This is a genomic window from Microbacterium sp. LCT-H2 (assembly GCF_001866135.1).
Taxonomy (GTDB): Bacteria; Actinomycetota; Actinomycetes; order Actinomycetales; family Microbacteriaceae; genus Microbacterium.
The window spans coordinates 430,953-455,226 of record NZ_MODW01000001.1; the positions used below are offsets into that span (position 1 = coordinate 430,953).

Sequence of the window (24,274 nt, forward strand, 5' to 3'; positions counted from 1 at the left end):
CCGTGGGAATGCGGTCAACGAGGGCATCGTGCATGATGACCTCATGAGCGCATCGCACGACGTCATCACCCCCGCCGAGCTCGGCCGCGAACTCGGTCACAACGACGGTGATCGGCCCGGCATCACTGTGCGCCGCTATCTGCGCGAGCGCTACCCCGACCACTTGAAGAACCAGCGCTGGGAGCTGACCCCCGAGCAGGCCGACGAGGTTCGTGCGCACTTCGGCAGGACCTCGGCGTGAGCGCTGACTCCCTGCACGACCTCACCAATCCTGCCGTCGCCGCGCTCACCGGAGAGCGCTGGGCGATCATGGAGGCCGCGCAACTCGTCCCCGCCCGTCCCGGACTGTACGCCATCTACGGCGACGAGCAGGCCTGGCGGGATCTCCAGCTTGAGCCGGCTCCGGATCATCCCCTGTACGTCGGCAAGGCCGAGGAGAGCCTGGTCTCGCGCGACCTGAACGGTCACTTCGCCACGAACCCGAAGTCCAAGCCCCGCACCGGCGGGTCCACGGTCCGGCGGTCGTTCGCCGCCCTCCTGCGCGACTTCCTCGATCTGCATGCGGTCCCGCGCAACCTCGCGAAGCCGGAGCGCTTCGCGAACTACGCCCTTGCCGACGGCGGCGACGCACGCCTCAACGAGTGGATGCACGCGCGCCTCCAGCTCTCTGTCTGGCCGGCGCCAGCGGACATGCGGGTCCCGCTCGGCGACGTCGAGACCAGCGTCATCGTGCGCCTCACACCACCGATCAACTTGGACAAGAACCCCGGCAGGCTCCCCCGGCTCTCGGCTGCTCGAGCCGCGATGGCCGCCGAGGCCGCCGCGTGGCGCCCCGAGGGCTGAACGCCATCGTGGAACTCGAGATCACCGCTACTCCGCGCGAGACACTCGTCTGGGCGCCGTCGACCGAGCACGCTGCACAGCTGCGACGAGAGCTGACTGACTCCGGCTACCTAGTGCTCGATGCTGATCCGTGGGAGCTGAACCAGCAGAGCATCATCCCCGAGGGCGAGCATCTCGAGTTCGACCCTGCGCGGATCTTCAACGTCGACATCGGCGCCGACGCGAACGCGTCCCTGCAGATGCTCGTCGACTCCGGTCACGTGCTCTTCTGGCACCGGTGGCATCCGCGACCAGCCCGGAAGATCTGGGGGGTCGCCGTCTCGTCGCAGCGTGGTCGCCGAGCAGGCACCAGTCCGGTCGAAAGCGCCGTGCACTTCGGACTCAAGGTCCGCGGCAGCCGCGAGCTCGGCCTCCGCATGTCGCGCGAGACCTACGCCCGGATCAACAAGCGCTCCTCCCTGCAACGCTGGTACCGCGAGGAGGACCCGTATCTCTGGGACGCGATCGACGACAGATACGAGGACCCCGACCACCGCATCTACACAGACGCATGGTGCTCGTTCCTCCAGGAGCTGGCACTGGCGAACTACGACCTCAACATGGCGCACTTCGCCTCCCTCGACACTGCCGAGTTCGATGCCGCGCTGCAGGCGGCAATCACCAGCCAACCGGGCATGACCGAGGTCACCGATCTCACGAAGTGGGATGGGGTGCCCGGCCTCTACGTCATGGTGCTCGACGAGTACCGCCAGGCGTATGTCGGCGCGACGAACGCCTCGGTCGGAGTGATGAAGCGCATCAAGCAGCACTGGACCGGTGCGAAGCCTCTGGACCGGTTGATCTGGCCCGATCCCCGAACGTCCATCCTCTCGATCGACAGCTTCAGAGCTCTCGACACCACGCGCATCTTCGCCGCCAGGACCTCGCGGTCGTTCGACGGTGAGAACCCGCTGCTGGACCTCTTCCCGCCGCAGTTCATGTTGAACCGCATCATGGGCGGCCGCGATGTAGTGAAGCTCGCCGGCCTCGTCGGCGTCGACCAGGTCATCAGAACGCGCGTCTTCGACGCCGCCGCGCCTGACCAGCAGACTGAAGCCGCGAGCAATCTCAGTCAGGCCTGAGACACCTTCAACAGGCGAGCCGCTTGCGCTTCACCCGTGCTGTCAGCTCAGCGCGTAGGTCAACAGGTAGCGGTGTTCCCGTCGATGATCTCGAGGTCGAGCGTTCCGGTGATTCCTGCCAGGTCCGCGGTTCCCGAGCCGGGCACGATCTCGTAGCGCAGCTGTTGGTCGGGTGCCGTCATCGTTCCGAACTGCTGGAACGCGAAGCCTCCGCGCAACCCGTCGAGCTCGCCGTCAACGGTTTCCACGGCGACATAGCCCGCCTTTCCGGTTGCCGGATCGCCAGCTGCGAGCATCGTCCCGGCCCCCTGCCCGGCAAGGTCACCCCGCCATGTCTTGGTGATGACCATTCGGCGGATGCCCGCCTGATCGTGCTCCGCGGGCTCGAGCGACACCTCGAACGTTCCTCTTGCCGTCCTCATGTCGCCACTGACCTCCGCGGTCCTGATCTCTTCGCCCATCAACGCGCTCAACGGTGTCCTCTTCCTGTCATGGCTTCGACGTTACGGGGCGCGAGAACCAGCGTGCTTGAAGATTCGCGACACCATGTGTCCGTCGGGACTCGCCTGGAACGAGCCACCAACTGCAACAGAACAGCCCCCATTCGCTCCGAGAGCGTGGGGGCTGTGCCGACTAGTGAGCGAAGTGCTTACTCGCGGCTGAGGCGCACGGTCATCGTGGTGCCCATCGCGGTGACCTCGTAGCTGAGCTCGTCGTTCTCGTACGTGAACGTCTTGGTCGCGTCGCTCGATGCCATGATCGAGGACTCGGTCTTGGACGTGTCGTTCGCCGAATCGAAGGTGAACGAGTCGCCCTCTGCCGGGACCTCGACGGTGCCGGCCCAGTACAGCGACTTCGTGTCACCGCCGTCGGCGACCCAGTGGACCTCGATCGTGTCACCGGTGATCGTGGCCTCCTGCCACGCGTCCTCGGAGTTGGAGTTGTTCTGCTTCCAGGAGCCCTCCAGACTCACCGGCTCCGGAGCTTCCTCCTCCTGGACCTGCTCGGTCTCGGACGAGGAGGACTCGCCGCCAGACGACGAGCTGGACGGTTCGGGAGATGCGCACCCCACGGCGCTGATGCCGAGGAGTGCCAGAAGTGCGATGGTCGCGCCGAGCTTGGGTGCTGTGATGTTCAAGGGATGCCTCTCCGAGCAGGTTGATGTCGACGCTGACCGTATCAGCGCCTACTGACACCTTCGGTTCTCAGTGCGAGACGCGAAAGGCGCTGATGACCATCGTTACCGGACGGTCATCAGCGCTCGCGTGGCGAGCTCCCCGTGCCCGTCATGGCGTCGATCGCACGGGCTCGAGCAGACCTGCCACCTCGACGAACGCGTCGGCTCGTCGCTTTACGCGTGCAGCTCTCTCCTCGAGATCCCGCACGAAGAGAGCCTGCGGCGAAGGGTGAAACGTCCGAACGACGGTGAGACCCCGCTCACGCTCGATCTCAGGGGACTGCCTAAGCAACCGGCGCCAGGCGTGATCCGCATCACCACCCTGGAGTAGCACGACCTTCAGCCTCGGCGCGAGTTCCAGCAGGTGCAGGATCGTCTGGACGCCGGCATCCAGCTCAGCCGCCTTCGGGGCGCGGTTGATGTACCAGGGGTACGCATTCCACGGCAGCAGCTCGTACGGAGATAGCGCTGCTTGCTCGAGCAGGACCGCCTGAAGCTCGGCGCTGCCGTCGTTGTTCTCGACGCAGATGAAGCCCGAACCCTTGCCGTCCTGCGTCGCGGGCCCTGGATCGCGAAGAATGCTCAGCACCCGCGCTTCGACTCCACCATGAAGGGGCGCGACGTACGGCGCCCACCCGCGGCCGACCTCACGCAGTTCGTCGACGTACTCGTTGACCGGCGCGATGTGCAGCGCATAGCGATCGTCCCACTGCTGCTGTCGAAACTCAGGGTCCGCCATACGTCGGGGCATGCGCCGACGGTATCAGCCAGCGTCCGTCCGGGTGTGCGGGATGCCGCACGTGCGACCGAGGGAGTCGCCACCCATGAGGCATCCCGCGTGAGGCCTCCCCAGCCTCGTCCCCAGAACCGGACACCCGCGGGGGCCCGCGGTGATCCGATACCTCAGGATGCCGCGTGACAGCGGCCGGCACAAGGTTCAGACGAAAGGTGGTTGTCACCGTCTTTCGTGACCGCAAGACTCGTCGTGAACTGTTCTTCGGAGACGGGAGCACCATCATGGGTCAGCGCGACGCATCAGAGACCATCCGGCAACAGCAGGCAGAGCTGCAGGCACGGCTCCCGTTCGACGATGAGCGGGATCTCGCGGCGGCCGAGCGAGGATTCATCGGCACGCTAGACGAGCCTGCGATCCGCAACGCCGCCGGCGATATCATCTGGGACGCGTCCACCTATGACTTCTTGCAGGGTGATGCTCCGGAGACGGTGAACCCGAGCCTGTGGCGCCAGAGCACGCTGGTCGCCAAGCACGGCCTGTTCGAGGTCGTGCCCGGCCTGTACCAGATCCGCGGGCTCGACCTGTCGGTGATGTCATTCGTCGAGGGCGACACCGGCGTGATCGTGATCGACCCGCTGATCTCGAAGGAGACCGCAGCCGCGGCGATGGCGCTCTACCGGCGTCACCGCGGTGACCGCAAGATCACCGCTGTCATCCACACCCACTCTCACATCGACCACTTCGGCGGCGTGCAGGGCATCGTCTCACAGGCCGACGTCGACGCGGGGGTCGAGATCATCGTCCCCGCGGGCATGGTCGAGCACGCGGTGGCAGAGAACGTCTACGCGGGCACCGCGATGGGCCGGCGCGCCGGGTACATGTACGGCGCGGCACTCGCACGCGGCCCGCAGGGGGCAGTCGGCGCCGGTCTCGGACAGACGACGTCGACCGGGGAGGCGACCCTGCTCGCGCCGACGCTGGAGATCACCGAGACGGGGCAGACCCACACCGTCGACGGGCTGGAGATCGAATTCCAGATGGCGCCGGGCACCGAGGCGCCCAGCGAGATGCACTTCTACTTCCCGAAGTACCGGGCGCTGTGCATGGCGGAGAACGCCACGCACACGCTGCACAACCTGCTCACCCTGCGGGGCGCGGTCGTGCGGGATCCGCACGTGTGGTCGCAGTACCTCACCGAGGCCATCGAGCGTTACGGCGACGACGCCGAAGTCGTGTTCACCTCGCACCACTGGCCGACCTGGGGCAACGCGGAGATCCGTGAGTTCCTCGGTCTGCAGCGGGACCTGTACGGGTACCTGCACGACCAGACGCTGCGGATGCTGAACCAGGGCATGCAGGGCGCCGAGATCGCCGAGGCGATCCAGCTGCCGCCCGCGCTCGAGAACGCCTGGCACGCCCGCGGCTACTACGGCTCGGTCAGCCACAACGTAAAGGCCATCTACCAGCGGTACATGGGCTGGTTCGACGGGAACCCGGCTCGGCTCTGGCCGCACGCGCCGAAGGAGCAGGCGAAGCGCTACGTCGACGCGATCGGAGGCATCGACCGGGTCCTCGAGCTCGCCCGCGCCGCCTTCGACTCGGGAGACTTCCGCTGGGCGGCCACACTGCTCGACCACGCGGTCTTCACCGAGGAGAACAATGCGGAAGCGAAGGCGCTCTACGCCGACACCCTCGAGCAGCTCGGCTACGGCGCTGAGAACGGCACCTGGCGCAACTTCTTCCTCTCCGGGGCGACCGAACTGCGCGAGGGAAACTTCGGTACCCCGACCGTGACCAACGCCCCAGCCATCCGAGCGCAGCTCACCCCGGAACAGCTGTTCGATGCCGTCGCGATCACCGTCGACGGCCCGCGCGCCTGGGACCTCGACCTCGGATTCGACATCACACTCAGTGATCTCGACCGCTCGTTCCACGTCACGCTCCGCAACGGCGTGCTCGTCTACGTCGAGCGCGAACCCGCCACAGATGCCGCACTGCATCTCACCCTCACCAAGGAGCGGCTCATCCGCCTCGCCGGCGGAGACCTCGACGCCGAGGGCCTGGACGTGCGCGGCGACCTCGGCGTCCTGAAGCAGTTGCTCGGCGTACTGACCCCCGGAGACCCGGCATTCGAGATCGTGCTGCCCTAAAAGACGGCGCGCATGGACGCCACCGAGAAAGTCACTCATCCCGGCCGGTGGTTGGAGGTGGCCACGGTGGTGCTGCTGTCCATAACCGCGGTCATCACCGCATGGTGCGGATTCGAGGCGTCGAAATGGGGCGGTGAGATGTCTATCGCCTTCAGCCAAGCGTCCAGCGCACGTGTCCAGGCCGCCTCCGCCGAAAGCAGGGCCCAAGCGGCGCGCCAATACGATCTGACCATCTACACCGAATGGGTGCTCGCCACCGCAGACGACGACCAGGAACTCGTCACCTTCATCGAGGAACGCTTCACGGACGAGTTCCGGATCGCGTTCGACGCCTGGACGGCGGAGGGGCGCGTATCCCAGGGGCCCCTCGCCAGGGAGGAGTACATTCCGCCGGGGACCGAGGAAGCGGAAGACCTGCACGCGCGCGCGGACGCCAAGTTCGACGAAGCACTCGTGAACAACCAGCGCGGAGACAACTACGCTCTGCTCACCGTGCTCTTCGCGCTCGTGCTGTTCTTCGCGGCGCTGTCCCAGAACCAGCGCGCCGAATGGCGCCGGCGCACCTTCTTCATTCTGGGCCTGACTCTCGCTGTCATCGGTGTGGTCATCTTGGCGACGTTCCCCGTGAAAGTGTGACTGGCGTCGAAGCCCTGACCTCTCGGCCATAGCCCAGCGAATAGTCTGGTGAAGCCGGTAACCGAAAACCGGCCCGGCACGAGCTATCGCACGAAGAGGGAACTGCACAGTGACGTCACCGACCACGAACCGACGCTCGGGAGTGCGCTGGTCCTTCCTCGCCGGGCTGGCCATCGCAGCGGTCGTCGTCGCCGTCGACCAATGGACCAAGATCTGGGCCGCCTCTGCGCTCTCGGGCGGAGAATCGAAGGACGTCCTGCCACCGGTTCTCGAGTTCCAACTCACCGTCAACCGTGGCGCCGCGTTCTCCCTCGGCACCGACTTCACCTGGCTGCTCGGACTCCTCGCCGCTGCCGCCGCGGTCGCCATCACGGTCTACCTGTGGCGGGTGGGATCGCTCTGGTGGGCAATCGGGCTGGGCCTGGTCCTCGGCGGTGCGATCAGTCATGCCGCTGACCGCCTGGCACGCGGTGGCGTCATCGACTTCATCGGCTACTTCGATCTGTTCATCGGCAACGTCGCCGACATCGCGATCGTCGTCGGCGGCATCTACCTTGTCGCGCTCGTCCTCCTGCGTGTGCCGACCCGCCGCATCAAACCGACCCCGGCGCCCTCGCCGGCGTCGTAGCTATCGCCAGGGCATGTGCTGCAGGCACCAGGTGTTGCCGTCGGGGTCGGCGAAGAAGGCGTAGAACACTCCGCCGAGGTCCTCGACCTCGCTGATCTCGACGCCGCGCTCGACCAGTTCGGCACGAGATGCCTCGATGTCGGCGACCACCAGGTGCAGCCCTCGCAGGGTCCCCGGAGGCATGTCGAGCGTGGGCAGGCCCTCGGCCAGGGTGATCGAGCATGCCGAACCCGGTGGCGTGAGCTGGACGATGCGGACGCCGGGCTCTGGGTTGATGTCGACGTCGAGCCGAAAGCCGAGCTGGTCTCGGTAGAAGGTCTTTGCTCGTTCGATGTCGGTGACCGGAACCGGCACGAGCTCCAGCAACAAGGCTCCCGGCGGCACGGGTGGGTTGGTCAGATCGTTGACGGTGTCGCTTGGGGGAGTGGATGCGTCGGTCATGGATACCGCCCTTCTTGAGCTGGATGCCCCGCAATCGAGGGGCCGATGATCTGCGGTCCGAGTCTGCCCTCGGCCTCGATCTCCGCCAGTCTCGCTGACGGCTACCGAATCGTCGACCCTCGGGCAAGGGCTTCGAACAAGCCCATCTCTTGCCACCTGAACGTGCGCTCTCGATCGGCGATCTCGATTGCCCGCCGGAGCTCGCTGAGTACGCCGGGGATGATTCGATATTCGTGCCGATAACGCAGAACGCCGATGACTACGGCGTGGAGCTCGACACGGTGACCTGACACCACGCGTGGCGATGAGCCAACTGCTACACGATCAGTGGCTCCGTTCCGGCGTGCGCTAGCGGCGACCGTCCAGGCTCAACGCCAGACCCTCGCCGCAACACGAGACCGAGATCCCTCCCCTGAAGCAGTTCCCGGCGAAGCTCGCTCGGAACCGCGTCATGGGTGGACGCGACGTTGCCCGCTTCGCCGGCCTCGTCGAGATCGACAAGGTCATGAGACGTTGGGATGTCCCTGTCTCTTGACGCCGCGATTCGGCCAGTCATTCACGCCGTTCATCGGAGGCCGGCGGCGATCGCCAGACCAGTGCTACCCCGATGATCGTGGTGATGATGGCGACGTCGTAGCTCGCCACCGTGTACGTCCACCAAGTGCCATTGTGGCTTCCGTATTGTGTATCGGTGCTCAGATGGATCAGGACGAGCGCGGGTCCGGCTGCCAGGAGCACAATCCCTAACCGCACAAGTCGGCGGTGCAGTCGGTACGCACGCGACGGGCGAGGTGGCGGCCTGCTCGGTGCGGAACGATGGCTGAGCGCGGACAGGCGGAGCGGATCGAATCGTGCGTCCGGCGACATCAGAGGATCGCTCCAATCGCGAGGTAGGTGGCGAAGGCGAGGAGGACGACGGCGATCGTTGCCGCGGTGATGAAGAAGACGAAGTTCCGGAACGGATTCTTGTGTTCGTTCATGGTGGATTCGTGAGTGGGCTGCGGTTACCGGGCCGGGCTGAGGACGGTGAAGCCGTCGACAGTGACACCAACGATGCCTCGGTCATCGACGAGGATGATGCGGTCATCGATGGTGCTGAGGGCTTGAACGGCTCCGTCGAGTGGCCCCAGCTGCTGCCACGTCCCGTTCTGATCTTGGGCCCAGAGGACCCCGTCGGTGCCGGCGCCGACGAGTGTGCCGTCTGTGCGTGCTACGAGGGCGTAGAGCAGGGGTGATTCGGGGACGGGGGTGAAGGTGTCGCCACCGTCGGTGCTGACGAGCAGTCCTTCTTCGGTGGCGGCATAGAGCCCGGACTCTGTGGCGGCGAGGTCGGCTGCCGCTAGAGGGGCATGGGTGGTCCAGTTCGTTCCGTTGTCGGTGCTGGAGAGCAGGTCGATTTGGCTGGAAGCGATGCCGTACAGGGTTCCGTCGGGGCTGGCGGTGAGGACGTGGAAGTCGGTTGTTCCGTTCAGGGCGATGGGCGACCAGTTGAGGCCATAGTCATCGCTACGGATGATGCCGAGGTTCGGGGATCCCAGCTCGGCCGGGGTTTGCTCTCCGGGGTGTCCGGAGGCGAACAGGGTGTCGCCGGTGACAGTGAATCCCATGGCATCGAAGTCATGGCCGCCGACGGGTCCGGAGACGTTCCCGTCCGGTGTGACGGTGAAGATGCCGTTGTGCGTGGCGACGAGCAGATCGTCACCGCGGGGGTCTTCGGCGATGCCGTGGATGTGGTCGATGCGGGGTGTCGCATCGGGCTCGTCGGACTGCGCGGCAGTACAGCCCGTAATGACGAGCGTCAGCACGGGGATGGTTGCGGCGGCGAGAAGAAATGATCGTTTCATGATGGTTTCCGGGTAGCGGCCAGGAGGGTGGCCAGGCTTGTGACGCGGGCAGCAGGGAGCGCGCCGCGGGGTCGGTCTTCGCGCGGGGCGATCGCGCGGGAAACGCAGGGCGGGTCGTTCGGGAATCGGCCCGCCCCGCGTGGTTCTACAGTTCTCCGAGGAGGTCCTTCATCGTGGCGATCTCCGCCGTCTGGTCATCGATCACCTGTTGCGCGAGCTCGAGGACGTCCGGGTTCTGCGCGTCGTCAAGCGCCGTCTGTGCCATGTCGACGGCGCCTTCGTGGTGCACGATCATCTGCTCGAGGAACAAACGGCTGGCCTCGGTCGCGTCGGCGTCTTCCAACATGGTCATGTCCTCTTCGGACATCATGCTGTCGTCGCCGCCCATGGAGCCGTGGTCCATGCCGCCCATCGAATCGGGGTCGTACTCCACACCCCAGTCCTCGAGCCACCCGAGCATCTTGTCGATCTCCGGGCCCTGCGCCGCCTTGATCTGTTCGGCGAGCTCGACCACCCGCGGGTCCGCGCCGTCCTTGGCCAGCAGAATGTCCGACATCTCGATGGCCTGCTCATGATGAGGGATCATCATCGTGACGAACATCTCGTCAGCCTCGGTTGAGGCCGACGAGGACGTCGACGCGGACGGTGAGCTGCTGGTACCGGACGGCGCGGTGCCGGTGTCGGCGCAGCCGGTCAGTACCAGGGCGAGGGTGAGAGCGCCGGTGCTGAGTGCGAGGGGGATCTTCTTGTTCATGGTCGTTCCTTCGTAAGTCGTATGAGAGTTCGCTGAAGCGGCGGCGCCAACGGGCGCCGCAGGGCCGCCCACAGTTGGGTCGGCGTGCGAATACTCAAGTTCGACTGATCGAAAGAACCGTCAACGAGGGGCCACGAGGGAGGGCATCGGTCGCTTCCCACCGCAACCAGCTGGTCACCTCGCGAAGGGAGATGCCGGAGCGTCGGGCAAACGTCGGTGGGACGAGGAGCAGAAGGCCGGCCAGCAACGCGAGTACGCAGGCGGTGACCATGTCGTCGTGACCCTGCCCTTGTCCGGTGGTCACGTGGCACGGCCCGTCGCAGGCAGCGGCACCACCGTCGTCGAGGCTCGCCGTGGCGTCCGGAACGTGAGCGACTGTCGATGCGGAATGGGCGACGCCCGAGGAGCCGTGCCCGGCAGGTTCCGCGGTGAAGGTGTGCATGCCCAGGAGGCCGACGATGATCAGGACGGCCGCGGTGCCGAGCATCAGCAGGGTGCGCAGCGACAACTGCGGGCTTGTGGCGCGAACCGTCACCTGCATCCTCGATCCTTCCTGTTCCTCACGACGCTAGCACCGCCGCCTGTGTGCCCGACATCGATCCTGTGCACACTCAGAAGCCGCCTGCCAGCTCGTGCTTGACCGCCAGGATTTCCCTTGCCGCTGACCACCCGACAGCACCCGCCCTCTTGCCGTCGGCGGTCCTGAAGGTCGAGACGAGGCCGCCGCCGGCCGATGACGTCGTTTCCGCGGTCGCCTGCGGCAAGACGACGCCCGCTCCACTCAGCGTGACGCCGTGCACATTCACCGTGAACCCGGAAACGTGCCGGTACGGGCCAGGATCGTCCCCGCCGTGCAGATCATGAAGCAGCGCTCGGGCGGCGTGAGCCCCTTGTGCCACCGCATCATCCCAATGATCCATACGATAGAGCGAACCGTCGGGACCGACATGAGCGGCGACCCCACCGGCCGCATACACTGCCGGGATCGTCCTGGCACGGAGCCGGTCATCGACCTCGATCGCGGCACCGTCTGAGCGGATCCATGAGACAGCCGGAACTGTTCCGTGGGCGAGGACGATCACGTCTGACGATACAGATGTCCCATCATCGAGGAGTACGTCACCCCCGCTTCCGGAAGCCGAGATGGAGCGCACTGTCCGGCCTGGATGGAACTCCGTGTGCGCAGCGTGCAGATCGCGGAGCCGGGTGGCGATCGGCAACCCGAGGCTGTGCGCCAAGGGGATTTCGGAGCGCGCGACGAGATGCACTCTGGCACCAGCGCTCACAAGGTAGCTTGCTGCTTCTGCTCCGACCAGCCCGGCACCGAGGACAGTGACAACCCGCCTTTCGAACGTCGGACCCGCATGCCCTCGGATGCGTAGCGCGTCGGACGCGCTGTGCAGCGTGAAGACCCCCTCGCTGACGCCTGTCGCCTGCAGGGGACGCGGGGCGGCGCCGGTCGCCACGACAGCCGTTGCGAATATCAGCCGTCTGCCATCGTGCAGCAAGATGCCCCGCTCTTCCATCCCGACAGCGCTGCCGGGGATCGTCTCGACATCGATCGAGTCCAAGGCAGGCAGCGCGGATTGCTCCGGGGTGAGCAGGCCACGAAGGATGCCCTTGGTCACCAGCGTGCGGTTGTACGGGGCGAACGGCTCCGCATGCACGATCCGGATCGACCCGTCGAAACCGCTGCGCCGCAACGTGACCGCCGCAGAATGACCCGCGGCGCCCGCGCCGACGATGAGCACATCCGAGCTGGTCTTATCCATGAGAAGCTCCCTTCACCCCCTTGACCGGAATACCCTGGGTGGGTATATGGTTAGGCATACCAGTACCCTACCGGGGTATTCCGAATCGAGGGAAGGAAGCCATCATGAGCACGAGCGAGTACCAGGTGAGCGGGATGAGCTGCGGCCACTGCGAGGTCGCTGTTCGCGGCGAGGTCAGCCAGGTCCCCGGCGTCGAGAACATCGAAGTGAGTGCGCAGACCGGCCGGCTTCTCGTCACGACGAGTTCCGCAGTGGATGACGCGGCCGTGCTCGCGGCCGTCGATGAGGCCGGGTACGAGGCGGTCCGACTCTCATGAACGCCCCGGGCCGCCTCGGCCTCTACGGCGCGGGCCTTGTCGTTGTCTTCGGCGCCGCCTTCGCCGCCGCGGGCGCACTCGTGCCCGACAGCACGGTGACCGCATGGGCGGACGCCGGGCATTCCTCGCATGACGCGCAAGCGCCCGAGGATGCTGCTGGCACGAAAGACGATCAGGAGATGGGGGTGAGTGGAGTGATGAGCGCGGCATCGGGATTCACAATGAGCCCCGTACAGGCGCCGGCGAACGTCGAGACGGACGGTGAACTCTCCTTCGACATCCGCGATCCCTCAGGTGTCCCGATCACCGATTTCGACGAGGCCCACGATAAGCAGTTGCACCTGATCGTGGTCCGCAACGACGGGCGTGAATACCGTCACGTGCACCCCGAACTCGACCCGAGGACCGGGGTCTGGTCGCTGCCATGGTCCTGGGATACCGCGGGAACGTACCGGCTGTATGCGGACTTCACCTCTGAGGGGGTGAGCGCCACGCTCTCCCGCACCGTCGATGTGGCGGGGCAGCTGACACCGGAGCCCGAGGTCGCCGTCAAGACAAGCGACACGGTCGACGGCTTCGACGTGACCGTCAGCGGCGACCTGGTCGCCGGAACTGGAAGCGAACTGACTGTCAAGGTCTCTCGGGACGGGGAACCCGTCACGGTGCTGGAGCCGTACCTCGGTGCGTTCGGCCACCTCGTTGCCCTGCGCGATGGCGACCTGGCGTATCTGCATGTGCACGCGCGCGGCGAGGAACCACAGCCGGGCGATCTGGCCGGCCCCGAGGTGGAATTCACCGCCGAGACACCCACCACCGGCCGCTACCTGCTGTACCTGGACTTCCAGGTCGACGGACAGGTCCACACCGCACAGTTCGTACTCGAGGCGACCCCCGCCACCGGCGACCAGGCGGACACCGAAGACGACGCCGAGCACGACGGGCACTGACCCGCTCAGTGCGCATCGAGTTGCAAGAAGGATCGAGGAGACATCATGACGGATACGCAGTCAGCAGCCGCGTCCAGCGTGGAGCTGGAGATCGGCGGGATGACCTGCGCGTCGTGCGCGATGCGCATCGAGAAGAAGCTCAACAAGCTGGACGGTGTCACCGCCACCGTGAACTATGCGACGGAGAAGGCGAAGGTCACCGCACCGAACGGGTTCGACCCGGCGCTGCTGATCGCCGAGGTGGAGAAGACCGGCTACACGGCCGCCCTTCCCTCACCGGAGCCGTCCGCGGTAGTCGACGGTGAGGACGCTCCGGATAGGGAGCTGGTGAGCCTGCGGAACCGTTTGATCGCTTCCATCGTGCTGACCCTTCCTGTGATTGCGATGTCGATGATCCCCGCATTGCAGTTCACTTACTGGCAGTGGCTCTCACTCGCCCTGGCCGGCCCCGTCATCGTTTGGGCGGCCTGGCCTTTCCACAAGGCAGCGTGGACGAATCTCCGGCACGGTGCGGCGACCATGGACACGCTCATCTCGATGGGGACGATAGCCGCCTTACTGTGGTCGCTCTACGCGCTGTTCTTCGGCACGGCCGGCGTCCCCGGGATGACCCACCCGTTCGAGCTCACCGTGGCACCGTCGGACGGGGCGGCGAACATCTACCTCGAAGTGGGTGCCGCGGTGACGATGTTCATCCTCGCCGGACGCTACTTCGAGAAGAAGGCGAAACGGCAGGCGGGCGCCGCCCTGCGCGCGCTGTTGGAGCTGGGAGCGAAGGATGTTGCTGTGCTTCGCGCCGGCGCCGAGACCCGCATTCCCATCGCGGACCTGCGAGAGGGCGACGAGTTCGTCGTACGGCCCGGCGAGAAGATCGCCACCGATGGTGTGATCGTCTCCGGCACCTCCGCGGTCGACGCGTCCATGCTCACCGGTGAATCCGTGCCGGTCGAGGTCGGCGAAGGAGACTCCGTCACGGGGGCGACGGTCAATGCCGGTGGCCGGCTCGTCATCCGGGCGACGAGGGTCGGGTCGGACACCCAGTTGGCGCAGATGGCGAAGCTCGTCGAGGACGCCCAATCGGGCAAGGCCGAGGTGCAGCGCCTCGCCGACCGGGTGTCGGGTATCTTCGTGCCCATTGTCATCGCGATCGCCATCGCCACGCTGGGCGCTTGGCTCGGCGCGGGATTCCCTGCCGCGGCGGCGTTCACCGCCGCGGTCGCGGTGCTGATCATCGCCTGCCCGTGCGCCCTGGGCCTTGCCACGCCCACCGCACTGCTGGTGGGCACGGGCCGCGGCGCGCAGATGGGCATCCTCATCAAGGGTCCGGAAGTTCTCGAGTCGACGCGACGGGTGGACACCGTCGTTCTGGATAAGACCGGGACGGTGACCACAGGGCGGATGACGCTCACCGGCGTGTTCACCGCTGACGGCGTCGACCGCGGCGAGCTGCTGCGCCTGGCGGGTGCGGTGGAGGACGCCTCCGAGCATCCCATCGCGCAGGCCATCGCCAAAGCCGCAGTCCAAGAGGTCGGCACGCTTCCGACACCCGAGGGTTTCGCGAACATCGAGGGCAAGGGAGTGCAGGGCATCGTCGACGGGCACGCCGTCCTTGTCGGCCGCGAGTCGCTTCTCGAGGACTGGTCCCAGCGCCTTCCCGAGAATCTCGCCGCCGCGAAGAGCGAAGCAGAGCGTCAGGGCAAGACCGCGGTCGCCGTGGGGTGGGACGGGGAAGCACGCGGTGTGCTCATCGTCGCGGACACCATCAAGCCGACCAGCACCGAAGCCATCAGGCAGCTGAAGGCGCTGGGACTGACACCGGTGCTCCTCACCGGAGATAACCGTGCCGTGGCCGAGCAGATCGCGTCTGAGGTCGGCATCGATGAGGTCATCGCCGAAGTGCTCCCGAAAGACAAGGTCGACGTGGTCACCAGGCTGCAGCGCGAGGGCAAGGTCGTGGCGATGGTCGGAGACGGCGTCAACGATGCGGCCGCGCTCGCCCAGGCAGACCTGGGGTTGGCCATGGGCACGGGCACCGATGTGGCGATCGAGGCCAGCGACATCACGCTCGTCCGCGGCGATCTGCGCAGCGCGGCCGACGCGATCCGTCTGTCTCGGAAGACGCTCGGCACGATCAAGGGCAACCTGTTCTGGGCCTTCGCCTACAACGTCGCCGCCATCCCGCTGGCAGCCCTCGGTCTGCTCAATCCCATGCTCGCCGGCGCCGCGATGGCGTTCTCCAGCGTCTTCGTCGTCGGCAACAGCCTCCGCCTGCGCACGTTCCGCAGCCAGGCGGCGGACCCATCCCCGACCGCCGCGCCCGCACCGCGTGATCATGCGACGCGGAACGCAACCGTCGGAACCCACTGAAATCACGAAAGAGGAACACACATGTCTGATTCCGGATCCTGCTGCAGCCACAACAGCCACGGCTCTGTCCCAGCCGACGGACGCAAGGACCTCCTCGCGCCGTCCGCCGAACAGCTCGCCGAATGCCCCGTGATGGTCGGCAGCACCGTCGTGAAAGCGGACGCTGAAGCCGCTGGCCTCTACCGCGACTACGAGGGCACCCGCTATTACTTCTGCTGCGCCGCCTGCGGCCCCCTGTTCGACGCTGACCCCGCCAAGTACGTGACCGCAGCCTGACATCGCTTCACCTGTGCGGGGCGGCACACGGATCGCCCCGCACAGCTTCATCGTTTCCGAGGAGGATAGCCTCATGAGCCAGCCACACAGCGACGACGCTGATCACACCCACGAACACGCAGCGCACGGGCACACCCCATCGGTCCCCGCCGCGGCCACAGAAGACCCCCCCGTCCACACCCCTCACCACGACACCGCCGTGCACCACGACGGTCCCGATACTGCACCGCACGGAAGCGGCGCGCCGATGGGCCACCAGGGTCACGGCGAGCATGCCGGCCATGACGCACATGGTGGACACGACGCTCACGGTGGACACGGGGGTCATGCGGGGCATGGCGACCACGTCGGACAGTTCCGTCGCCTGTTCTGGATCATGCTGATCCTCGCCGTCCCCACCGTCGCGCTGTCGGGCATGTTCGCGATGATCCTCGGCTACACCCTCCCCGACATTCCCGGCCTGGCCTGGGTGTCCCCGGTACTGGGAACAGTGATGTACATCTGGGGTGGAAAGCCGTTCCTCGTCGGTGCTGTCAGCGAAATCCGCGACCGCAAGCCCGGGATGATGCTCCTCATCGGACTCGCCATCACCGTTGCGTTCATCGCCTCTTGGGGTGCGAGCCTCGGCCTGCTGCACCACGAGCTCGACTTCTGGTGGGAGCTCGCGCTCCTCATCGTGATCATGCTGCTCGGGCACTGGATCGAGATGCGGTCCCTCGCGCAGACCACGTCCGCTCTCGACTCCCTGGCCGCGCTCCTGCCCGACGAAGCAGAACGCGTCGAAGGTGACCAGGTCGTGACGGTCTCGCCTGCCGAACTCGTCGTCGGTGATGTCGTCATCGTTCGCCCCGGGGGCAGCGTCCCCGCCGACGGTCGCATCGTCGACGGTCGCGCGTCGATGGACGAGTCAATGGTCACCGGCGAGTCCCGCACCGTGACGCGCGGTATCGATGACCAGGTCACGGCCGGAACTGTGGCGACCGACTCCGGGCTGCGCGTGGAGATTACCGCCACCGGTGACGACACCACTCTCGCCGGCATCCAACGCCTGGTCACCGAAGCACAGAGCTCGTCCTCGCGCGCGCAGCGCCTTGCCGACACGGCGGCAGGCTGGCTGTTCTGGTTCGCTCTCGGCGCTGGCGTGATCACGGCGATCGTGTGGACGCTCGTTGGGCTTCCCGATGATGCCGTCATCCGCACCATCACGGTGCTCGTCATCGCTTGCCCCCACGCACTCGGTCTCGCAATCCCCTTGGTCGTCTCCATCGCCACCGAACGCGCCGCACGCGGTGGCGTACTCGTGAAGGACAGGCTCGCGCTGGAGAGCATGCGCACCGTCGACACCGTGCTGTTCGACAAGACAGGCACCCTCACCAAGGGCGAACCGACCGTCTCCGAGGTCTCAGTCGTCGAAGGCAACGACACCGACCGGGTGCTCGCCCTGGCCGCCGCCGCGGAGGCCGACAGTGAACACCCGCTCGCCAAGGCCATCGTCCGCGCCGCCGCCGACCGTCACCTCGACGTGCCCCGCAGCTCGGACTTCACCTCCTCTCCCGCAGTCGGCGTCACCGCGACCGTCGACGGGACCGTTGTACGGGTGGGGGGACCGCACCTGCTCACCGAGGAAGATGCGCAGGAGCTGCCCGTTGCCGAGCGGTGGCGCAATGACGGTGCGATCATCCTCCACGTGGTTCAGGACGGCCATGTGATCGGCGCTCTCAAGCTCGCCGATGAGGTGCGGTCGGAATCGCGCGAAGCCGTCGATGCACTGCACGCGCTGGGTGTGCAGGTCGTGATGATCACCGGCGATGCCGAAGCCGTCGCGCACACCGTGGCCGAGGACCTCGGCATCGACCGTGTCTTCGCCGGCGTCCGACCGGAGGACAAGGCCGCGAAGGTGCAGGAGCTCCAGAACGAGGGACGCAAGGTCGCGATGGTCGGTGACGGCGTCAATGACGCCCCCGCCCTCGCCCAGGCCGATGTCGGGCTCGCGATCGGCGCCGGCACGGACGTTGCCATCGCCTCTGCCGGAGTCATCCTCGCCAGCGACGACCCCCGCTCGGTGCTCTCCGTCATCGAACTGTCCCGCGCCGCATACCGGAAGATGAAGCAGAACCTCTGGTGGGCCGCCGGCTACAACCTGATCTCCGTACCCCTCGCCGCCGGCGTCCTCGCCCCCATCGGGTTCGTGCTGCCGATGTCGGTCGGGGCGATCCTGATGTCCCTGTCCACCATCGTGGTTGCCCTCAACGCGCAGCTCCTGCGGCGACTCGACCTTCGCCCGGAAACCACGGCCCGCGCGATCCTCAACCGATAACCAATCCAGAACCGGAGACCACGATGACCGACACCATCGAGACCGACCAGGTCGAGTCCGACACCGCCTGCGAACACGGCGAACACGGCGAACACGGCTACATCACCGACAAAGCCCGCTATCTCGCCCGTCTCAAACGGATCGAAGGACAAGCCCGCGGCATCCACCGCATGGTCGACGAGGAGAAGTACTGCATCGACATCCTCACCCAGATCTCAGCGCTGACGAGCTCACTCCAGGGCGTTGCTGTCGGTCTTCTCGAAGACCATCTCCGCCACTGCGTCACCGACGCCGCACGTGCAGGCGGAGACATTGCCGAGGCCAAGATCACTGAAGCATCCCAGGCCATCGCACGCCTCGTCCGCTAAGCCAGCGAGGCGGCCCCGCGGATGCCTTCGATGCTCCTCGGATAGCTCTGGGCGAGTGGACGCTCAGGACTTTGCGCGCCTGTAGTCAAAGGCGCCGTCCTGACGCTGAGAATCGAGCAACTGATCGAGGATGCCATCGTGATCGATGACGGGCTTGGGCTGGCCATCCGGCTGCAGCCGCCCATCTAACCGAACGTGGCGTCGATGACGTGGTCGTCGAGCGTGGCTCCTCCGCTGGTGCTGCCGTGTCCGAGTGGGGTCATGCACGCCTCTTCTCAGGCTGGCCGGAGCTCACCGACACTGCAGCGCGTCGCCTGCTCGAGCCGACCGGGACGGCGCCGGCAAACGGCTACCCGACGGGGGCGGAGTGGGTGAGTGAGTACCTCACCCCACTCGTCGATGTGCTGGGTGACCGCGTCCTCTACGGCACAACGGTGACGGGAATCGCGCGGCAGGGGCGCGACAAAGACGTAGACAGCGGCCGCAAGGGCCAGCCATTCGTTGTGCACACGGTCGACCAGGACGGCTGCGATGGCCGTATCCTCGCCAGTGCTCGACGCCGTGGCCAGCATCGCCTCGGAGATCGACCCGAACATCCACTCCTGCGGCTCCGTCGGAGCCACCGGCGCACGCCAGCTCGCGCAGCCCGAGAAGGACCTGTTCATCGTCGGTGCGAAGTCTTATGGCCGCGCCCCCACCTTCCTGGCGCTCACGGGCTAGGAGCAGGTCCGCAGCGTCGCAGCTCACCTTGCCGGAGATCACGAGGCTGCGGAGCGCAACGAGCTCGTCCTTCCCGACACCGGGGTCTGCGGCGGTGCCGGCGGCTTCGACGCCGAGGGTGCCAGCTGCTGCGGCACGCCATCCGTACTGCGCAGATCGGCGCAAGGCCCGTCGGCGCAGTCTGACCGACCCACGAGAGGGCGACTTCCCGATTGGGAGGTCGCTTCTTGGCATCCAGGTGCAGTGTCCGTGAACTGTCTCGCCGCCGATTGCGCCTTACTTTGAAGAATGTCAATATAGATTCATGTCGAATCAACAGATTGAGCTGGTCATCATCGGATCGGGCCCCGCAGGCTTCACCGCCGCGATCTACGCGGCCCGGGCAAACCTCGCCCCGGTCGTTATCGCCGGTTCGGTGACCACCGGTGGTGCGCTGATGACGACGACCGAGGTGGAGAACTTCCCTGGGTTCGTCGACGCCGTCAACGGACCGGAGTTGATGGAGTCGATGCGTCAGCAGGCCGAGCGGTTCGGCGCCCGCATCCTCCTCGACGACGCAGTCAGCGTCGACCTCGACGGACCGATCAAGGCCATCGTGACTGGCGCGGGTGAGACGTTCCGTGCGCGTGCGGTGATCCTCACCATGGGCTCCGCCTATCGCAAGCTCGGGTTGCCGGATGAGGAGCGACTCACCGGCCGAGGCGTGTCCTGGTGCGCCACCTGCGATGGGTTCTTCTTCCGCGAGCAGGAGATCGTCGTCGTCGGCGGCGGGGACTCCGCGATGGAGGAGGCCCTGTTTCTCACCCGTTTCGCATGCAAGGTGACCGTCGTGCACCGTCGCGGCGAGGTCCGCGCTTCGAAGATCATGGCGCAGCGCGTGCTTGACCACCCGAAGATCGAGGTGGCATGGAACAGCGAGATCGCCCGGCTGAACGGCGACGAGAAGCTCGAATCCGTCACCCTCCGTGACACCGTCACCGGCACCGAGCGCGAGCTGGCGGCGACCGGTGTCTTCGTCGCGATCGGCCACGACCCCCGCTCGGAGTTGGTCACAGGACAGGTCGTCACCGACGCAGGCGGGTTCGTCCGAGTGGATCATCCTTCCACCCGCACGAACATCCCCGGGGTGTTCGCGGCCGGCGATCTGGTCGATCACACCTACCGGCAGGCGATCACCGCCGCCGGCACCGGCTGCGCCGCCGCTCAGGACGCCCAGCACTACCTCTCGAACCTCGAGAACGACCCGGCCGCTCCGATCGAGGCCGAGGAGGTCTTCGCATGAGCACGCTCACCGCCGTCACCGACGCCACGTTCGAGGACGAAGTTCTCGACTCCGACATCCCTGTCGTCGTCGACATCTGGGCCACCTGGTGCGGTCCGTGCCGCCAGGTCGCTCCGCTTCTTGAGCAGCTCGCCGCCGAGTACGACGGACGAGTGAAGATCGTCAAGGTCGATGCGGATCGGAATCCCGAGACCGTGACCGCCGCTGGCGTCACGTCGATCCCCACCCTCGGCTTCTTCCGCGACGGCACCGGCACGGACATCCTCATCGGCGCGCACCCGAAGCCCGTCATCGCCGAGAAGATCGAGGCGCTGCTCGCATGACCACCGCAACCGCAGCTTCCGCTCCCGCCGCCGTCCGGCGTCTGTCCACCCTCGACAAGTGGCTGCCACTGTGGATCGGGCTCGCCATGGTCGCAGGACTTCTCCTCGGCCGATTCGTCCCCGCTCTGTCGGACCTGCTCGGCCACCTCGAGGTCGGCGGCATCTCGGTGCCCATCGGGCTCGGGCTGCTGGTGATGATGTACCCGGTGCTCGCGAAGGTCCGCTACGACAAGATCGCGGCCGTCACCGGCGACAAGAAGCTCCTCGTGTCTTCGCTGGTGCTGAACTGGCTCGTCGGCCCTGCGGTCATGTTCGCCCTCGCCTGGATCTTCCTGCCAGATCTGCCCGAGTACCGCACGGGGCTGATCATCGTCGGTCTCGCCCGCTGCATCGCGATGGTCGTCATCTGGAACGACCTCGCCTGCGGCGATCGGGAAGCGACCGCCGTACTCGTCGCGATCAACTCTGTCTTCCAGGTGGTCGCCTTCTCACTGCTGGGCTGGTTCTACCTCACCGTCCTGCCCGGCTGGCTGGGTCTGGACACTCAGGGGTTGGAGATCTCGGTCTGGCAGATCGCCCTGAACGTGCTGGTCTTCCTCGGCGTGCCACTCGTCGCCGGCTTCGCTTCCCGCTGGATCGGCGAGAAGCGTCGCGGCCGCGCCTGGTACGAGGAGAAGTTCCTCCCCGTGATCGGCCCCTGGGCGCTGTACGGGCTGCTGTTCACCATCGTGCTGCTGTTCGCGCTGCAGGGCGATGCGGTCCTGGCCAACCCGCTGGACGTCGCGCGGATCGCGCTGCCACTGCTGGTCTACTTCGGGCTGATGTGGTTCGCAGGGCTCCTGCTCGGCAAGAGCCTGGGCCTGAACTACGCCCGCTCCACCACGCTGGCCTTCACCGCGGCCGGGAACAACTTCGAACTCGCCATCGCCGTCGCCATCGGCACCTTCGGCGCCGCCTCCGGGCAGGCTCTGGCGGGCGTCGTCGGCCCTCTCATCGAGGTGCCCGTCCTCGTTGGACTCGTCTACGTCTCCCTCTGGGCGGCGCGCGCTTGGTTCCACACCGATCCCTACACCGGCGAAAGGATCACCTCATGAACGTCACGCTCACCGACGCCGTCGACAGCTGCAGCCCGGTCGCTACCCACGCCATCGGCCACGAGGCGGCGTCCACCGTCGCCGCGACCTTAAAGGCTCTGTCGGATCCGCTGCGCCTGCGCATGCTCTCCGCGATCGCTTCCGATCCGCGAGGCGAGTCCTGCGTGTGCGATCTCGCCGAGCTCGCACACGTCTCACAGCCCACCGTGTCGCACCATCTGAAGGTCCTCAAGGGCGTCGACGTGCTCACCTCCGAACGGCGCGGCACCTGGGTCTGGTACCGCATCAACCCCAGCCGCCGGGGCGCCGTCACCGCTCTGCTGGACTCCTTCGCGCCTGCGACCATGACGGCGCCCGGCGAAGACGGCGACGCCGAAGGCCGCGCCGGCCACCCCGAGTTCGATGCGCGGATCACCCACCTCGCCGATGAGCTCGCCGCCGAGGTCCCCGAGCTCGCCCCGGAGACCGTGCTGGGCATCGTTCGTGAGTCGTACACGTCACTCGCCCGCACGGCAATAGTCACGGGAGCGCTTGTCCCGCTCACCGAACGCTTCGCACGTCAGCGACTCGCCGACCTCACGCGCGACCGCGACTCCGCTGTACCCCAGGTGTTGTTCGTCTGCGTGGCCAATGCGGGGCGTTCGCAGCTCGCTGCCGCGCTTGTCAACAAGCTCGCCGCCGGCAGGGTTGTCGCCCGCTCGGCAGGATCTGCTCCCGCGGACGTCATCCATCCGCACGTCCGCTCGATCCTCGCCGAGATCGAAGGCGACCTGGCCGCCGAACGCTTCCCCAAGCCCCTCACCGACGATGCCGTCCGTGCCGCCGACGTGGTGATCACGATGGGCTGCGGCGACGTCTGCCCGATCATCCCCGGCGTCCGCTACGACGACTGGGCCGTCGGCGACCCTGCCCTCGCATCCCGCGAGGGCGTCGAAGCCATCCGCGACGACATCGAGGACCGCGTCCGCGCCCTCGTCGATGAGCTCACGCACTGACCACCACCCACAGGAGCCCTCATGACCGACACCACCAAGCCCTCCGTCCTCTTCGTCTGCGTGCACAACGCCGGCCGCTCCCAGATGGCTGCCGGGTTCCTCCGCGACATCGCCGGCGACCGCATCGAGGTCCGCTCCGCCGGCTCCATGCCGGCCGACCAGATCAACCCCATCGCCGTGGAAGCGATGAAGGAACTGGGCATCGACATCACCGCCGAGCAGCCCAAGATCCTCACCACCGAAGCCGTGCAGGCCTCCGACGTCGTGATCACCATGGGATGCGGCGACGCCTGCCCGTTCTTCCCTGGCAAGCGCTACGAGGATTGGAAGCTCGACGATCCTGCCGGTCAGGGCATCGAGGCTGTTCGCCCGATCCGAGACGAGATCCGGGCACGCATCGAGAGGTTGGTCGACGAAATCCTCTGATTCAAAGTCTGTCCGCTGAGGCGGGCCTCGCGCACGCTCGATAGTGTCAGCGAGCGACGGCCTCGTCGAGGGCATCCGTGAGGTCCCTGAGCTGGGTGAGCTCGAGCTTCTCGCCGTCGAGGAAGAAGGTCGGCGTGCCACTGACGTTGAGATACTGGCCGTCGTTGCGGTCTGCTTCGACTCTTTCCTTGGTGGCGGGGTCGGCGATTGCTTCGTCGTACGAGTCCATGTCGAGGCCTAGGTCTTCGGCGAACGTCCGGAACAACTGGGTGTGAGAGGTCTGCTGCTCGCCCCTCTGAGCCTGGGTCTCGAACAGGCGAGCGTACATCTCCTCGAACTTGCCCTGTTGAGCTGCCGCTTCGGCGGCGAGGGCGGCGTTCATGGAGTTGAAGTGTCCGGGCAATGGGAAGTACCGCACGACGTAGTTGATCTCGCCCTCATAGTCGGCGCGGATCTGTTCGACCACCGGGTAGAACGCTCCGCAGGCTTCGCACTCGAAGTCGAGAAACTCCACCAGCGTCGGCGCATCCGGGCCGGCGTCGTCCAGGACGTGCGAGTCAGTCCGGGCGCCGGGCAGTGCGCCCGCCGAGCCGGAAGGGTCGGGAGCAGCGGGCCGGGTCAGCATGACCACGACCAGAGCTGCGATCACGAGGACGATAACGACGGCACCGGTGATGAGGCTGACTTTGACGGGGGTCTTCACGAAGGATGGCTCCAGCTCGGACGGCGATATCACCGCA

Annotated in this window: 26 protein-coding genes and 1 pseudogene; 18 read left to right on the forward strand and 9 right to left on the reverse strand. The window is 66.6% G+C overall.

All coding sequences use genetic code 11. The features are described from left to right. The first annotated feature begins 43 nt into the window (after positions 1-43). Genes BK819_RS02085 through BK819_RS02095 form a run of 3 tightly spaced genes read left to right on the forward strand, consistent with a single transcriptional unit; the run spans position 44 to position 1,964 of the window. Positions 44-241: a hypothetical protein gene (locus tag BK819_RS02085; protein WP_071327683.1), complete on the forward strand. Its 198-nt coding sequence runs from the start codon at positions 44-46 to the stop codon at positions 239-241. After that, positions 238-843, forward strand: coding sequence for a GIY-YIG nuclease family protein (locus tag BK819_RS02090; RefSeq protein ID WP_029266166.1), 606 nt, complete (start codon positions 238-240; stop codon positions 841-843). The genes BK819_RS02085 and BK819_RS02090 overlap by 4 nt, the downstream gene beginning before the upstream one ends. After that, positions 825-1,964, forward strand: coding sequence for a hypothetical protein (locus BK819_RS02095; RefSeq protein WP_062635485.1), 1,140 nt, complete (start codon positions 825-827; stop codon positions 1,962-1,964). Before BK819_RS02090 ends, BK819_RS02095 begins: the two co-directional genes overlap by 19 nt. A 59-nt stretch (positions 1,965-2,023) precedes the next feature. Here the strand turns inward: BK819_RS02095 and BK819_RS02100 are convergent, their stop codons facing one another. The 3 genes from BK819_RS02100 to BK819_RS02110 form a co-directional block, all read right to left on the reverse strand. Then, a complete protein-coding gene (locus tag BK819_RS02100; RefSeq protein ID WP_197462133.1) occupies positions 2,024-2,437 on the reverse strand; it encodes a DUF3224 domain-containing protein in 414 nt (137 codons plus the stop codon). 176 nt (positions 2,438-2,613) lie between these two features. Further along, positions 2,614-3,102, reverse strand: coding sequence for a hypothetical protein (locus BK819_RS02105; RefSeq protein WP_029266170.1), 489 nt, complete (start codon positions 3,100-3,102; stop codon positions 2,614-2,616). A 148-nt stretch (positions 3,103-3,250) separates the two neighbouring features. Beyond that, on the reverse strand, positions 3,251-3,892 hold the full coding sequence (locus BK819_RS02110) for a uracil-DNA glycosylase (protein ID WP_029266173.1): 642 nt from the start codon (positions 3,890-3,892) through the stop codon (positions 3,251-3,253). 266 nt (positions 3,893-4,158) lie between these two features. On the opposite strand from BK819_RS02110, the gene BK819_RS02115 reads away from it, so the two are divergent. From BK819_RS02115 to lspA, 3 genes are all read left to right on the forward strand, one after another. Then, positions 4,159-6,027, forward strand: a complete 1,869-nt coding sequence (locus tag BK819_RS02115; RefSeq protein WP_036331343.1) for an alkyl/aryl-sulfatase — start codon at positions 4,159-4,161, stop codon at positions 6,025-6,027. Between the two features lie 12 nt (positions 6,028-6,039). Then, a complete protein-coding gene (locus BK819_RS02120) occupies positions 6,040-6,663 on the forward strand; it encodes a hypothetical protein (RefSeq protein WP_051667916.1) in 624 nt (207 codons plus the stop codon). Between the two features lie 109 nt (positions 6,664-6,772). Beyond that, positions 6,773-7,291 (forward strand): signal peptidase II, encoded by a 519-nt coding sequence (lspA, locus tag BK819_RS02125; protein ID WP_081859717.1) that lies wholly within the window; start codon positions 6,773-6,775, stop codon positions 7,289-7,291. Here the strand turns inward: lspA and BK819_RS02130 are convergent, their stop codons facing one another. From BK819_RS02130 to BK819_RS02150, 5 genes are all read right to left on the reverse strand, one after another. Next, the gene (locus tag BK819_RS02130; RefSeq protein WP_036331298.1) at positions 7,292-7,732 is read right to left on the reverse strand and encodes a VOC family protein; all 441 of its coding nucleotides are present in this window, start codon (positions 7,730-7,732) and stop codon (positions 7,292-7,294) included. A 1,004-nt stretch (positions 7,733-8,736) separates the two neighbouring features. Then, the gene (locus BK819_RS02135) at positions 8,737-9,576 is read right to left on the reverse strand and encodes a F510_1955 family glycosylhydrolase (protein WP_029266184.1); all 840 of its coding nucleotides are present in this window, start codon (positions 9,574-9,576) and stop codon (positions 8,737-8,739) included. A 145-nt stretch (positions 9,577-9,721) separates the two neighbouring features. Continuing rightward, positions 9,722-10,330 (reverse strand): DUF305 domain-containing protein, encoded by a 609-nt coding sequence (locus tag BK819_RS02140; protein WP_029266186.1) that lies wholly within the window; start codon positions 10,328-10,330, stop codon positions 9,722-9,724. 94 nt (positions 10,331-10,424) lie between these two features. Next, positions 10,425-10,871, reverse strand: a complete 447-nt coding sequence (locus tag BK819_RS02145) for a DUF6153 family protein (RefSeq protein ID WP_029266188.1) — start codon at positions 10,869-10,871, stop codon at positions 10,425-10,427. 70 nt (positions 10,872-10,941) lie between these two features. After that, a complete protein-coding gene (locus BK819_RS02150; protein ID WP_051667917.1) occupies positions 10,942-12,102 on the reverse strand; it encodes an FAD-dependent oxidoreductase in 1,161 nt (386 codons plus the stop codon). A 104-nt stretch (positions 12,103-12,206) separates the two neighbouring features. On the opposite strand from BK819_RS02150, the gene BK819_RS02155 reads away from it, so the two are divergent. The 12 genes and pseudogenes from BK819_RS02155 to BK819_RS02210 all read left to right on the forward strand — a co-directional run bounded on the left by BK819_RS02155 (position 12,207) and on the right by BK819_RS02210 (position 23,534). Beyond that, positions 12,207-12,419 carry a heavy-metal-associated domain-containing protein gene (locus BK819_RS02155; protein WP_029266192.1) on the forward strand — a complete coding sequence of 71 codons (213 nt, stop codon included), beginning with the start codon at positions 12,207-12,209 and terminating at the stop codon, positions 12,417-12,419. Next, complete coding sequence (locus BK819_RS02160) at positions 12,416-13,366, forward strand: hypothetical protein (protein ID WP_029266194.1); 951 nt, start codon at positions 12,416-12,418, stop codon at positions 13,364-13,366. Before BK819_RS02155 ends, BK819_RS02160 begins: the two co-directional genes overlap by 4 nt. A 45-nt stretch (positions 13,367-13,411) precedes the next feature. Further along, the gene (locus BK819_RS02165; RefSeq protein WP_029266196.1) at positions 13,412-15,733 is read left to right on the forward strand and encodes a cation-translocating P-type ATPase; all 2,322 of its coding nucleotides are present in this window, start codon (positions 13,412-13,414) and stop codon (positions 15,731-15,733) included. 21 nt (positions 15,734-15,754) lie between these two features. Further along, the gene (locus tag BK819_RS02170; protein WP_029266198.1) at positions 15,755-16,009 is read left to right on the forward strand and encodes a YHS domain-containing protein; all 255 of its coding nucleotides are present in this window, start codon (positions 15,755-15,757) and stop codon (positions 16,007-16,009) included. 73 nt (positions 16,010-16,082) lie between these two features. Further along, positions 16,083-18,326, forward strand: coding sequence for a heavy metal translocating P-type ATPase (locus BK819_RS02180; protein WP_371259800.1), 2,244 nt, complete (start codon positions 16,083-16,085; stop codon positions 18,324-18,326). Between the two features lie 23 nt (positions 18,327-18,349). Next, positions 18,350-18,694: a metal-sensitive transcriptional regulator gene (locus BK819_RS02185; RefSeq protein WP_029266204.1), complete on the forward strand. Its 345-nt coding sequence runs from the start codon at positions 18,350-18,352 to the stop codon at positions 18,692-18,694. 170 nt (positions 18,695-18,864) lie between these two features. Beyond that, positions 18,865-19,699 (forward strand): annotated as a pseudogene (locus BK819_RS16725) (hypothetical protein); the annotation flags it as partial. 19 nt (positions 19,700-19,718) lie between these two features. Continuing rightward, positions 19,719-20,696: a thioredoxin-disulfide reductase gene (gene trxB / locus BK819_RS02190; protein WP_029266208.1), complete on the forward strand. Its 978-nt coding sequence runs from the start codon at positions 19,719-19,721 to the stop codon at positions 20,694-20,696. Continuing rightward, positions 20,693-21,019: a thioredoxin gene (trxA, locus tag BK819_RS02195; protein ID WP_029266209.1), complete on the forward strand. Its 327-nt coding sequence runs from the start codon at positions 20,693-20,695 to the stop codon at positions 21,017-21,019. The genes trxB and trxA overlap by 4 nt, the downstream gene beginning before the upstream one ends. Then, entirely contained in the window at positions 21,016-22,113 is a 1,098-nt protein-coding gene (gene arsB, locus BK819_RS02200) for an ACR3 family arsenite efflux transporter (RefSeq protein ID WP_029266210.1), read from the forward strand. The genes trxA and arsB overlap by 4 nt, the downstream gene beginning before the upstream one ends. Continuing rightward, on the forward strand, positions 22,110-23,108 hold the full coding sequence (locus BK819_RS02205) for a metalloregulator ArsR/SmtB family transcription factor (protein ID WP_029266212.1): 999 nt from the start codon (positions 22,110-22,112) through the stop codon (positions 23,106-23,108). The genes arsB and BK819_RS02205 overlap by 4 nt, the downstream gene beginning before the upstream one ends. Positions 23,109-23,129: 21 nt before the next feature. After that, positions 23,130-23,534: an arsenate reductase ArsC gene (locus BK819_RS02210; protein WP_029266214.1), complete on the forward strand. Its 405-nt coding sequence runs from the start codon at positions 23,130-23,132 to the stop codon at positions 23,532-23,534. 46 nt (positions 23,535-23,580) lie between these two features. Here the strand turns inward: BK819_RS02210 and BK819_RS02215 are convergent, their stop codons facing one another. Continuing rightward, complete coding sequence (locus BK819_RS02215; RefSeq protein ID WP_029266216.1) at positions 23,581-24,237, reverse strand: thioredoxin domain-containing protein; 657 nt, start codon at positions 24,235-24,237, stop codon at positions 23,581-23,583. Between the last annotated feature and the right edge of the window lie 37 nt (positions 24,238-24,274).